Raw genomic sequence first — 10,164 nt, forward strand, 5'->3', positions numbered from 1 at the left:
GGGCGGCCCGCGCGCTCAGTTGACCTGGATGGCGAGCAGACAGGCATCGTCGTCGTGGGCCGTGCGCGTGTAATCGGCGATGATCCGGTCGAGGGTTTCCTCGGGCGAAAGCCCCGCGTTCCCCGACAGACTCCGACTGAGGTTGGTGATGCCCACGGTGATGTCCTCGCCCCGGCGTTCGACCACACCGTCGGTGTAGAGGAGCAGCAGGTCACCGGTGTGCAACGGCACCGGCGCGGTCTCGTACGCGTACCCGGGCATCAGGCCGAGCAGGGGACCCAAATGGTCCGAGGCGAGAGTGGACACCTCGTCCCCACGCCGCAGCAGCGGGGGCGGATGGCCCGCGCACGCCCAGCGCAGGACATGGTCGTGGTCGATATGTCCGGTGATCATGGTCGCGGTCAGCGCCGTCGGATCACTGCACACGAGCTCGTTCAGCCACGTCGCCATCTCGCCGGCCGAGGCGCCCGTCTGGGCGAGACCGGCGAGAGCGTGACGCTGCTGGGCCATCCGGGCCACAGCGTCCAGCCCGTGGCCCACCGCGTCTCCGATGGCGACCAGTACCCGCCCGTCCGGCAGGCGCCTGCACTTGTACCAGTCGCCGCCGACAGCCGCGTCGGGCTCGGCAGGCAGGTAGGCGGCGGCCACGGTCAGCCCCAGCTCGGCGAGCTCGGCGGAGTGCGTCGGCAGGAGTGCCTCGCGCATGACGGACGCGATACGCCGCTCCGCCTCGGCCTGCTGACGCAGCGCCTCCGTCTCGCGCTGGGTCTCCGCGAGGCGGCGCCGGCTGCGCATCTGTGGTGTCAGGTCGCGCGCCACGAGGTGCACGGCCCACGGGCGACCGTCGGTTCCCGCGACGGGTCTGCCGAGCAGGTCCAGGGTGCGTACTTCGCCGAAGACACGGAAGCGGATGCGGGCCCAGGAAGGTTCCTCGCCGGCGAGGACAGCGCTGATCAGCTCGGCGAGCGCCGGCACCTCGCCGGGCAGGACCGCGTCGCAGAGCTCCGTCAGGGACCACGGCATGCTCGGGTCCGTACGGAAGATGCGGTGCAGCCCCTCCGACCAGTCGACGGTACCGGAGAGCAGGTCCCAGTGGCCCCAGCCCATCGAGGCGATGTGCTGGGCGTCGAGGGTCAGGATCTCGGCCTGGCTGCGGGCGGGGAGCCAGGTGGTCAGCAGTTGGTTGCCGCAGGAGGCGGCGTAGTAGAGGAGTGGGGCCCGGCGCAGTCGGCCGTGCCGCTCCTCTGTGTAGTCCACGGTCAGTCCGTTGAGGGCGCGCCCGGACTTGAAGACCGCGGTCAGCGCCGCCAGCAGCCCGCTCGTCGCGGCGCCGGGGCGGGCCTCCAGCAACCGCTGCCCCACCTGACTGTCCGGTGCTTCGAGCCATTGCGAGGAGCGGACGTGGTTGCCGGCGCGAATGACGAAGTCCGTGATCTCGCCGGTCTCGTCCTTGACCGGGTCGAGCAGCGCCGCCGAGACCGGGATGGCCGACAGACTGGAGCACAGGCAGGCCCACGGGTCGTGGCCGGGCGCACCGTTCGGGCAGCCTTCACCGGAATCTTCGCCCTCCTCGCCTCCCTCGGCCCGGCTGTCGCTCGTAGGCTCAGATCTTCCGGAGGTGAAGGTCTCCAGTGACCGGCTGCTGATGGGCGAGGCGTGGGTGATGGTGGTCGAGAGCGGCAGGCGTGCCTCCGTCTTACGCCGTACATCCGCGCGCAACGCGGCGACCTCGCGCTCGATGAGCGACTTGAGGCCCTCCACGTCGTGCGGCAGGTCCGGCACGCCAGGGAGACCAGGTAGACCGGGGTGGTCAGGGTGGCCGGGCAGCCGGCGGGCCCGGCGGGGAGAAGCTCACAAGATCGTCACCGGCCCGCTGTCCAGGACATTCACGGTGATGACCTCCCGGCGTCGCACGTCAAGATCCGTTCACCTCGATCGTAGGCTCCGCCCCGGACACCCGCGAACGCTCACCGCCACGCGGCCGACTGGTGACGAAGGTCCCTGCCGGACGGGACTTTAGTCCCGTGTTGGTCAGTTTTGGGGCGGAAACACCCAAATCAGAAGATGACGCCGATGATGATGCCCCGCTCCGGCGCCGGGTGGTCCGCCACCCTCGCGGGAGCGACACGGAAGGAAGAGAATGCGCTGGATCGCGCTGGCCAGAGCTCAACTGAAGCGGGCAACCGACGCGTTGTTCCCGCCCCGTACCGCCTCACCCGAACCGGCATCGGACGAGTTGCTCGTACGGGCGCCCACCGGAGGGGAGTGCTGGAACTGGGTCGAGCGACGGCAGATCAGCTGGCGGATAACGGGAGGTCTCGGCTATCCGTGCTGCGTCCTGCTGGAGCGCAGGACCGAGCAGGGGAAGTGGTCCGAGGCCGCGGTACTGGCCTCACAGGTGGACCCGCGTGCGCTGCGGGCGTCCGTCGTGGTGCCGGAGCTGCCTGAGGGGCCGTACCGCGTACGGATCACCTCGCCCGAACTGCCGCACGGCGCGTGCAGCCCACCCCTGACCATCAGCCACAGCGGCACCGTCCACGTCCCCGCGACGACACGGTGACGCCGCGCGACGTCGACGACAAGCCCGCCCGATACGCCGAGTTGCTGCGTAACCTGTACGCCGCACCGACTACGAGTTTCCGACATCCCCGGCGGCCCGCGAACTCCTCCGGCGGGAGGAAATCGTGGTGACCGACTACAGGACTGTCCAGCGGGCCTGGCTCAAGGGAAGGCAGCTCTAGTCAACGGCGCCCGGTGCGTCGCTGCTTGAGCTGTCCGAGGCGAGTTCCAGCAGCCTGCGTGCCGTCTCGCGGGCATGGTCCGCCGCAGCACTGCCCTCGGAGACGGCGGCGGTGGTGATCGCGCCCTCCACGAGCAGGAGGAGCGCCCGCGCCAGCCAGTCGGCGCGGCCCGCATCGGTCACCAGGCGCGCCAGGTAGTCCTTCAGGGCATCGACGTGGTCTCGGGCGGCGGCGGCCACTTCGTCCGATGTGGCGCCCAGTTCCCCGAAGGAGTTGACGAAGGCGCAGCCGCGGAAGCCTGGCTCCTGGAACCACGACCGCAGCCAGTCGAAGACCGCCAGGATCCGTTCCTCACCCGGCGGCCGGGTCTCGACGTAACTCGCAAGCGAAGCGCGCCATCGCAGGTCGCGTCGACGCAGGTACGCCTCCACCAGGTGGTCCTTGGAAGGGAAGAGCTGATAGAGGCGCTTGAGGGACGCCCCGGACGCGTCGCGGATCTCGGCCATGCCGACCGCCTGCAGTCCACGCCCGTAGAAGAGCGTCTCGGCTGCGTCGAGGATGCGGGTCTCTTGTGCCGCGGCTTCCATGCCAACTCTCCCCTTGCAAGAGAATCACTGTTCTCTTAGGCTACTGCAGGCCGGGGAGAATTCTCATTCTCCCTCCCGTGAAGAGGAGAGTCATGACTGACAAGAGGCCGCCCCTCCCGCCGTTCACCGCCGAGACGGCCCTGCGGAAGGTCAAGGCGGCCGAGGACGCGTGGAACAGCCGGGACCCGGAGCGGGTGTCCCTCGCCTATACGGAGGACTCCGAGTGGCGCAATCGCGACACGTTCCTGCGCGGGCGCGCGGAGATCGTGGAGTTCCTGCGCGACAAGTGGCAGCGCGAGCTGGACTACCGCCTGCGCAAGGAGCTGTGGGCCTTCACGGACAGCCGCATAGCCGTCCGCTTCGAGTACGAGTGGCACAACGACGAGGACCAGTGGTTCCGCAGCTACGGCAACGAGAACTGGGAGTTCGACGAGAACGGCCTGATGCGACGCCGGTACGCGAGCATCAACGACCTCGCCATCGCGGCGGACGAGCGACGCATAGCCTGATGCGCGAGAAGAAGCCCGATGGACGCCGCCGGGGAGCGGAGCATCGGGCTCCTCCTCCGAAGCGCCGGGCCGGCCGGTCAGCCGATTCAGCCCGGCCAGGTTCCCGTCAGGCGATGTACGGCGGTGGCGCCGCCGCGGTCGACCGCCGCCTTGACCGCCGCGAAGATCGCGCCCTGCACGGCAGCGGCGATCACGACTTCCCGCCAGCCGCGCTCCATGTCGGTGGCGTCGGGGGCGTCCTCGTCGTGACCGATGACCTTCCACACCTGGTTGAAAACCATGCCGGCCAGTGCGCCGCTCACGGCGCCCAGCACCAGGCCGACCGGCTTGTACGCGACCTTGGACGCTTTCATCAGCACCTCCTGCTGCGTCGCGTGGCGACAACAATTACGGTGGCGAGCGCGGCAAAACCGGCGAACACGAGCAGATCGCGGCCGGGGCGCTTGGCCCTGCCGCCGAGCCGTCCCTCTCGCGCACCGGGCTCCGAACCCCTGCCGTGGAGCTTGCGTCCCAGAATGAGAGCGGTGTCCGTCAGCTGCTCGTTGGCAGAGGCAGCCTTGTCCCGTACCGGCCCGGGTGTCTTGTCGTGCGCCGTATGGAGGGCATGCGCGGCCTTGTCCTGCACCACGCTCTTGACCTTCGCCGCCTTCTGCTGTGCCTGCGCCTTTACGTCGGCCTTGGCTGCCAGCGCTTCGACCGTCCGGCCCAGCTCCTCGCGGGTCTTCTCCACCTGTGCCCGCAGTTCGTCGGGGTTGGGCGAGGAACCGTTGCCCTTTGCCTTTGTCATCGACGTGCCCTCTCCTTGATCTCGGCCACGTCGGCCTTGACGCTGTTGATGGCCTGCTCGGGAGTGGCCGGCGTGGCTCGGCTGACCTGCTTCTTGCCCACGGCGGCCAGTACCGCCGTCACGACAAGCAGGGCTCCGGTGACGACCAGCGCCGAGAGCCACAACGGCCAGACCAGGTCCAGGGCGATGATCCCGGTGGCAACGATGGCCTGTAGTGCCAGTAGACCGACCACGCCGGCTCCGCCCAGCAGACCGCCGCCGAGCCCGAACCGTTTGCCCTTCTGCTGCATCTCGGCCTGCGCCAGGCGCAGCTCCTGCCGCATCAGCTGGGAAATCTGCTCCGACGCGTGCTTGACCAGATCTCCCACCGACTCCTTACTGTCCGTGTGGGGCCGTTGGTCCACTGACGTGCTCATCGTCGTGACCTGCCTTTCCTCGACCTGCCCGCTGCTGGCTGTCAATCAAGTCGTAGCCCCTACTTCGTGTGCCCGCCAGCGGACAGCCCACGCGCCGCCGACGAAGAGACCGCCCTACAACAGGGCGCGGAGCAGCAGGCGAGGCGCGTGATGCACCAGCAGGGCGCTGCCCACACCGATCGCGGCGCCGGCCACGACGTCACTCGGGTAGTGCGCGCCGGCCTGGACGCGCTCCAGGGCCACCAGCACGGTGGGAACCGCGGCTGCCGCCCCCACCCACGGCGAGGTGAAGGCCACCGCGGTGGTGAAACCCACGGCGGCGGCGGTGTGCCCGGACGGGAAGGACGAGGTGTCCGGCCGGTCGTCGACACCGTCGTGCGGGATCATGTCCGCGGGGGGCCTTCGCCGCTCGTACAGCTGCTTGCACACCGCGTTCGACACCAGTTGCGCGCAGAGCATGCTGACCACTCCCCCGGCCGCGGCCTTGCGCTGCGACGCGCCTCCCGCCACAGCCATGGCCAGGGCCGCACCCCACCACAGTTTCGTTCGCTCGGCCGCCGCCTCCACCGCCGGGAGGACCTGGCGCGCCCAGGGTGAGTCCCAGGAGGCGGCCCGGCGGGTGAGCTGCCGGTCGAGGCGGCGCATGTCGTGGAGGAGACGCGTGACGGCCTGTTTCGACCGCGCGACGTCAACCCCGTCCGCACCTCTATTCAGGGGTCCCGGCACAGTCAGTCGCTGCCCATCTGCTTGCGGTCCTGATCAGTCCACTTGCGCGTGTCACGCGGTTCGACGTAGGGCTCCTCCTCGCTGGGGTGGCCGCCGGCGATAGCGCGTTCACGGGCCATCTCGGCGTCGAACTCAAGACCCAGCAGGATCGCCAGGTTCGTGATCCACAGCCACACCAGGAAGATGATCACTCCGGCCAGGGTGCCGTACGTCTTGTTGTACGAAGCGAAGTTCGCCACGTACAGCGCGAAGCCCGCCGAGGCGATCATCCAGATCACGAGGGCCAGGAAGCTGCCGGGAGTGACCCACCTGAAGCCGCGGCCCCGGGCGTTCGGTGATGCCCAGTACAGCAGCGCGATCATGATGGTGACCAGCAGGACGAGGACCGGCCACTTCACGATCGACCAGACGTTCAGGGCGCTGTCCCCGATGCCCAGGGTCGTACCCAACTGCCGGGCGAGGCCGCCGGAGAACACCACGATCAGCGCGCTGACGCACGCCAGGATCATCAACACCAGCGTCAGGACCAGCCGCAACGGCGTGATCTTCCAGACCGGCCGGCCTTCGGGGATGTCGTAGACCGCGTTGGACGTGCGGATGAACGCGGCCACATAGCCGGACGCCGACCACAGCGCACCCAGCAGACCGACGATCGCCAGGATCGATCCCGTACCGCTGCCACTGGCCTGCAGTTGCTCGACCGCCCCGGTGATGATGTCGCGGGCGGATCCGGGCGTCAGCTTCGTGATGTTGTCCAGGACGCTCTTGGTCGCCGACTCGCCCGCGATGCCCAGGATCGACACCAGTACAAGCAGTGCGGGGAACAGCGCCAGGATCCCGTAGTACGTCAGCGCCGCTGCGCGGTCGGTCAGCTCGTCGTCCTTGAACTCTGCCGCTGTGCGGCGCAGCACCGCGACCCACGACTGCTTGCCCATCTGGGTTGGCTTGTCAGGAGCGTTCCGTTCCACCTGCGGGTCCGGCCCCGCACGGCTGCCGGGTTCCCCGGCCGACCCGGCGTCCGCGTGCCGGCGATCGCGCTCCTGATCGTCGTCTCCATGCTCTTGTCGCCACTTCGATGCCATGACCTACGAGTAACCCCAAACTCCGGGTTCTGCACGTGGAGCCGACGCTCACCTCGATGTTTCCTGAAAAGCTGCGTGGCATTAGGGTGTCTCGCCCAAAGCCACGCGCCGGCCTTCCGCGGCAGGGAATGATGTCGTGCATGCCTTCCCTGGTGCCGCCTTTCGTGCCTGCGGGCCGCCTCTCCGGACGCGATCAGCCCTCCTTGCCGGCCAAGGGTGGTCTGCTCCTGCGCCCTTGGCGCCGTACGGACGCCGCCGCCATCGCCGCGGCGTTCCAGGATCCGGGTATTCAGGGCTGGCATGCGCGGCGGGCGGACTCGGAGGACGAGGCCCGTGGCTGGATCAGGCGATGGCAGGAAAGCTGGCGCGCCGAGACGGACGCCCAGTGGGCGGTTGTCCGTGCGGACAGCGACGGGTTACTCGGCCGGGCCTCCCTGCGGTCGATGCTTCTGCCGGTGGGACAGGCCGAATGCGCGTACTGGACTGTCCCCTCGGCCCGCGGATCGGGCGTCGCTCCCCGCGCCGTATCGGCACTGGCGAGGTGGGCGTTCGAGGAGATCGGATTCCACCGGCTCGAGCTCGTCCACTCGGTCGCGAATCAGGCGTCTTGCCGGGTGGCCCTCAAGGCCGGTTTCGCGGCGGAAGGCATCAAGCGCAGTGCGCATCTGCACGCCGACGGATGGCACGACATGCACCTTCACGCGCGCATCAAGGAAGACGAATACCCGGCTGGACCGCTGTGACAGTACGTCGGGGGAAGGCGTACAGCACCTGCGGCTCCTGCCACTCGGCGAAACTGTCGGTCAACGTCGCGCCGAGCGCTTCAAGCAGGCGTCGGGAACGGAGGTTGGCCTCCTGGGTCACCGCGACCACGCCCGGCACTTGCGAAGGCACCTGCGCCGAGGCCCAGTCGACGGCGGCGGCCACTGACTCACCGGCGTAGCCGCAGCCCAGTACTCGGGCAGGAACTGGTACGACACCTCGGTACGGCCGCCCCGGCCACCCGGCTCCACCGCCACCAGCCCGACGACCACGCCGTCCTCCTGCCGTACGACGCTGAACGCTCCCGGAGCACCGACACACGCACCCTCGCGCTCGCGCACTGTCTGCTCCGCCACAGGTCCGCCGAGATAGCGACGTACCTCTGGGTGCGTCCACAGACGAGCGATCTCCGGTACGTCCGGAGGCTCGATCGGGCGCAAGACGAGTCGCGATGTGGGGAGAGAGGCCGGCCAGAAGGCGACAGCGGAGACGTCAGGCATGTACGCGAGCATGGCAAACAGCGCCTCCTGCCAGCGGGAATGTGCGGAAATTTCTCTTTGACTCCATCCATTTCTGCGGAAATGATCCAGGTATGTCACGCACTTTTGATGACCTCGTAGCGGAGGCAGAAGCCGTCTCGGTCGACGGCTGGGACTTCTCCTGGCTTGATGGCCGCGCCACCGAGCAACGCCCCTCGTGGGGGTATCAGCGCACGATGAGCGAGCATGGCCCGCGCGTCCGCCGCCCTCGACATCCAGACCGGCGGCGGGGAAGTTCTCGCCGGGGCGCCGAAGCTGCCACCGGTGATGGTGGCCACGGAGTCCTGGCCGCCCAACGTCGCCAAGGCGACCAGGCTGCTGCACCCGCTCGGCGCCGTCGTCGTCGCGGACGCGGACGAACCTCCGTTGCCGTTCGCCGACGGTGCCTTCGACCTGGTGACCAGCCGTCACCCGGCGACGGTGTGGTGGGAGGAGATCGCCCGCGTGCTTCGGGGCGGTGGCACGTACCTCTCCCAGCACGTCGGCCATTCCAGCGTCTTCGAACTCGTTGAGTACTTCCTCGGGCCGCAGCGCGAGGAAGTACGCCGCGCGCGCCATCCCGACGACGAACGCCGGGACGCCGAGGCGGCCGGCCTGGACGTGGTCGACTTGCGATTCGAGCGGCTGCGGACCGAGTTCTTCGACATCGGCGCGGTGATCTATTTCCTGCGGAAGGTGATCTGGATGGTCCCCGGCTTCACCGTCGACCAATACCGCGACCGGTTGCGGGAACTGCACGACAAGATCGAGAGCGAAGGGCCGTTCGTGGCGCACTCGACCCGCTTCCTCATCGAGGCCCGTAAGCCCGTCTGACGGGAATCCGGCGTCACGCGCGCGTTCCTGCCGCTACCTGCCGAACGCTCCGGCGCTGTAGAGGTACAGAGCGACAACCCCCGCCACGCAGGCCAGCACGACCCAGGAGCTGAAGCTCGTGTGCCTTCCTCGCTGCCGCTGCTTGCCGGCGCCCTTCGCGCGGCCGGCGCTCGACGGGCCCGGCACTCGCGGCGCCGCGTCGACAGCGGCCTCCGCGAGCAGGCGGCGGCAGGTCGCGGCGAGTTCGCCCGTCCCGGCGGCGAGCGGCACTATCGCTTCCGAACGCGCCGGAGCCGTGGTGCCGCCGTGGAGGATGCGGCCGGCGCGCACGAGTATCTCGCCCCGGCCCCCCGACGGAGCGAGACTGATCCAGCGCTGCACATGCTCGCCCCGGATGACCACGCCCCCCGCCCGGTCCCGGTACACGGTGTGCTCACGCCACAGCACCTCGGCCAACTCGCTGGCTGTGTCCCTCAGTTGCCCACTCATTCCTCCCCCTTCGCCCCCACGGCACGCCGATCAAGCAACGCACTCTAGCGGCAGGTCCACACCAACTCCGTTCGGGGGGTGTGACTGAGCGCTTCACTTGGCCAGTTGAGCGTTGGCCGGGCAGGCGGCCCGCACAGCGGTAGCGTCGGCCCCATGATCGTATGGCTCAACGGCACCCACGGCGCAGGCAAGACAACGACCAGTGCACTCGTGCAGCAGCTGATCCCGGATTCACGGGTGTTCGACGCCGAGAAGGTCGGCGAGACACTCATGGACATCACGCCGGGGCTGCCCTGGACGGGCAATTTCCAGGATTGGCCGCCGTGGCGGCCTCTCGTAGTCGAGACCGCCCGCCGCGTACTCGACTACACCGGCGGCACTCTGGTGATGCCCATGACCGTCTTGGTCGAGCAGTACTGGCGGGAGATCAGCACGGGCCTCGCCCAACATGCCATCGCCGTACGGCACTTCGTCCTCCACGCTGACCAAGACACCCTGCGCGGGCGCATCGAGGGGGACACTCTTCTTGGCCCCTCCCCATTCCGTCTCAAATACCTTGAGCCCTACGCCGAGGCGGCCCGCACCTGGCTACACGGCGAGGCCGAGGTCGTCGACACCACGCACCTCACGCCCGCCCAGGCCGCCCTGCAGATCGCAGAGGCAGTCAAGAGTTGAGGTCAGCCCGCCACGCGAAACACAGGCAGGTCGTCACA

General features: G+C 68.9%; 12 protein-coding genes and 2 pseudogenes. 5 read left to right on the forward strand and 9 right to left on the reverse strand.

Going from position 1 to position 10,164, the window contains the following annotated elements; translation table 11 throughout:
- Nucleotides 1–15: 15 nt before the first annotated feature.
- Nucleotides 16–1,782 carry a PP2C family protein-serine/threonine phosphatase gene (locus J7E89_RS03070; protein ID WP_214967964.1) on the reverse strand — a complete coding sequence of 589 codons (1,767 nt, stop codon included), beginning with the start codon at nucleotides 1,780–1,782 and terminating at the stop codon, nucleotides 16–18.
- 358 nt (nucleotides 1,783–2,140) lie between these two features.
- Here J7E89_RS03070 and J7E89_RS03075 point away from each other — a divergent pair, with 358 nt between their 5' ends.
- Nucleotides 2,141–2,560 carry a hypothetical protein gene (locus tag J7E89_RS03075; protein ID WP_214967967.1) on the forward strand — a complete coding sequence of 140 codons (420 nt, stop codon included), beginning with the start codon at nucleotides 2,141–2,143 and terminating at the stop codon, nucleotides 2,558–2,560.
- A 177-nt stretch (nucleotides 2,561–2,737) separates the two neighbouring features.
- Here the strand turns inward: J7E89_RS03075 and J7E89_RS03080 are convergent, their stop codons facing one another.
- Nucleotides 2,738–3,328, reverse strand: a complete 591-nt coding sequence (locus J7E89_RS03080; protein ID WP_214967971.1) for a TetR/AcrR family transcriptional regulator — start codon at nucleotides 3,326–3,328, stop codon at nucleotides 2,738–2,740.
- Between the two features lie 92 nt (nucleotides 3,329–3,420).
- Here J7E89_RS03080 and J7E89_RS03085 point away from each other — a divergent pair, with 92 nt between their 5' ends.
- Nucleotides 3,421–3,837, forward strand: coding sequence for a nuclear transport factor 2 family protein (locus J7E89_RS03085; protein ID WP_214967974.1), 417 nt, complete (start codon nucleotides 3,421–3,423; stop codon nucleotides 3,835–3,837).
- Between the two features lie 86 nt (nucleotides 3,838–3,923).
- On the opposite strand, the gene J7E89_RS03090 is transcribed toward J7E89_RS03085, so the two are convergent.
- The 5 genes from J7E89_RS03090 to J7E89_RS03110 all read right to left on the reverse strand — a co-directional run bounded on the left by J7E89_RS03090 (nucleotide 3,924) and on the right by J7E89_RS03110 (nucleotide 6,848).
- Complete coding sequence (locus J7E89_RS03090) at nucleotides 3,924–4,190, reverse strand: DUF4235 domain-containing protein (protein WP_214967977.1); 267 nt, start codon at nucleotides 4,188–4,190, stop codon at nucleotides 3,924–3,926.
- Nucleotides 4,190–4,624, reverse strand: coding sequence for a DUF3618 domain-containing protein (locus J7E89_RS03095; protein WP_214967979.1), 435 nt, complete (start codon nucleotides 4,622–4,624; stop codon nucleotides 4,190–4,192). Before J7E89_RS03095 ends, J7E89_RS03090 begins: the two co-directional genes overlap by 1 nt.
- Nucleotides 4,621–5,040 (reverse strand): phage holin family protein, encoded by a 420-nt coding sequence (locus tag J7E89_RS03100; protein ID WP_214967982.1) that lies wholly within the window; start codon nucleotides 5,038–5,040, stop codon nucleotides 4,621–4,623. Before J7E89_RS03100 ends, J7E89_RS03095 begins: the two co-directional genes overlap by 4 nt.
- 114 nt (nucleotides 5,041–5,154) lie before the next feature.
- A complete protein-coding gene (locus J7E89_RS03105) occupies nucleotides 5,155–5,685 on the reverse strand; it encodes a phosphatase PAP2 family protein (protein ID WP_214967985.1) in 531 nt (176 codons plus the stop codon).
- Between the two features lie 83 nt (nucleotides 5,686–5,768).
- Complete coding sequence (locus tag J7E89_RS03110) at nucleotides 5,769–6,848, reverse strand: YihY/virulence factor BrkB family protein (RefSeq protein ID WP_214967988.1); 1,080 nt, start codon at nucleotides 6,846–6,848, stop codon at nucleotides 5,769–5,771.
- Between the two features lie 140 nt (nucleotides 6,849–6,988).
- Here J7E89_RS03110 and J7E89_RS03115 point away from each other — a divergent pair, with 140 nt between their 5' ends.
- Nucleotides 6,989–7,591 carry a GNAT family N-acetyltransferase gene (locus J7E89_RS03115; RefSeq protein WP_214967991.1) on the forward strand — a complete coding sequence of 201 codons (603 nt, stop codon included), beginning with the start codon at nucleotides 6,989–6,991 and terminating at the stop codon, nucleotides 7,589–7,591.
- On the opposite strand, the pseudogene J7E89_RS03120 reads toward J7E89_RS03115, so the two are convergent.
- A pseudogene (locus J7E89_RS03120) lies at nucleotides 7,557–8,122 on the reverse strand (GNAT family N-acetyltransferase). The gene J7E89_RS03115 and the pseudogene J7E89_RS03120 overlap by 35 nt on opposite strands.
- A gap of 80 nt (nucleotides 8,123–8,202) precedes the next feature.
- On the opposite strand from J7E89_RS03120, the pseudogene J7E89_RS03125 reads away from it, so the two are divergent.
- A pseudogene (locus J7E89_RS03125) lies at nucleotides 8,203–8,962 on the forward strand (class I SAM-dependent methyltransferase).
- Between the two features lie 33 nt (nucleotides 8,963–8,995).
- Here J7E89_RS03125 and J7E89_RS03130 read toward each other — a convergent pair.
- Nucleotides 8,996–9,451 (reverse strand): hypothetical protein, encoded by a 456-nt coding sequence (locus tag J7E89_RS03130; RefSeq protein ID WP_214967993.1) that lies wholly within the window; start codon nucleotides 9,449–9,451, stop codon nucleotides 8,996–8,998.
- A 153-nt stretch (nucleotides 9,452–9,604) separates the two neighbouring features.
- Between J7E89_RS03130 and J7E89_RS03135 the strand changes: the two genes are divergently transcribed.
- A complete protein-coding gene (locus J7E89_RS03135; RefSeq protein ID WP_214967997.1) occupies nucleotides 9,605–10,126 on the forward strand; it encodes an AAA family ATPase in 522 nt (173 codons plus the stop codon).
- Nucleotides 10,127–10,164: the final 38 nt, after the last annotated feature.

Source organism: Streptomyces sp. ISL-100 (assembly GCF_018614615.1).
Lineage (GTDB): Bacteria > Actinomycetota > Actinomycetes > Streptomycetales > Streptomycetaceae > Streptomyces.

What these genes read in the sequence shown, in the direction of transcription:
- J7E89_RS03080 (WP_214967971.1), bottom strand. Translation starts at nt 3,328, where the DNA reads ATGGAAGCCGCGGCACAAGAGACCCGCATCCTCGACGCAGCCGAGACG.
- J7E89_RS03135 (WP_214967997.1), top strand. Translation starts at nt 9,605, where the DNA reads ATGATCGTATGGCTCAACGGCACCCACGGCGCAGGCAAGACAACGACC.
- J7E89_RS03090 (WP_214967977.1), bottom strand. Translation starts at nt 4,190, where the DNA reads ATGAAAGCGTCCAAGGTCGCGTACAAGCCGGTCGGCCTGGTGCTGGGC.
- J7E89_RS03085 (WP_214967974.1), top strand. Translation starts at nt 3,421, where the DNA reads ATGACTGACAAGAGGCCGCCCCTCCCGCCGTTCACCGCCGAGACGGCC.
- J7E89_RS03130 (WP_214967993.1), bottom strand. Translation starts at nt 9,451, where the DNA reads ATGAGTGGGCAACTGAGGGACACAGCCAGCGAGTTGGCCGAGGTGCTG.
- J7E89_RS03095 (WP_214967979.1), bottom strand. Translation starts at nt 4,624, where the DNA reads ATGACAAAGGCAAAGGGCAACGGTTCCTCGCCCAACCCCGACGAACTG.
- J7E89_RS03105 (WP_214967985.1), bottom strand. Translation starts at nt 5,685, where the DNA reads ATGCGCCGCCTCGACCGGCAGCTCACCCGCCGGGCCGCCTCCTGGGAC.
- J7E89_RS03115 (WP_214967991.1), top strand. Translation starts at nt 6,989, where the DNA reads ATGCCTTCCCTGGTGCCGCCTTTCGTGCCTGCGGGCCGCCTCTCCGGA.
- J7E89_RS03110 (WP_214967988.1), bottom strand. Translation starts at nt 6,848, where the DNA reads ATGGCATCGAAGTGGCGACAAGAGCATGGAGACGACGATCAGGAGCGC.
- J7E89_RS03075 (WP_214967967.1), top strand. Translation starts at nt 2,141, where the DNA reads ATGCGCTGGATCGCGCTGGCCAGAGCTCAACTGAAGCGGGCAACCGAC.
- J7E89_RS03100 (WP_214967982.1), bottom strand. Translation starts at nt 5,040, where the DNA reads ATGAGCACGTCAGTGGACCAACGGCCCCACACGGACAGTAAGGAGTCG.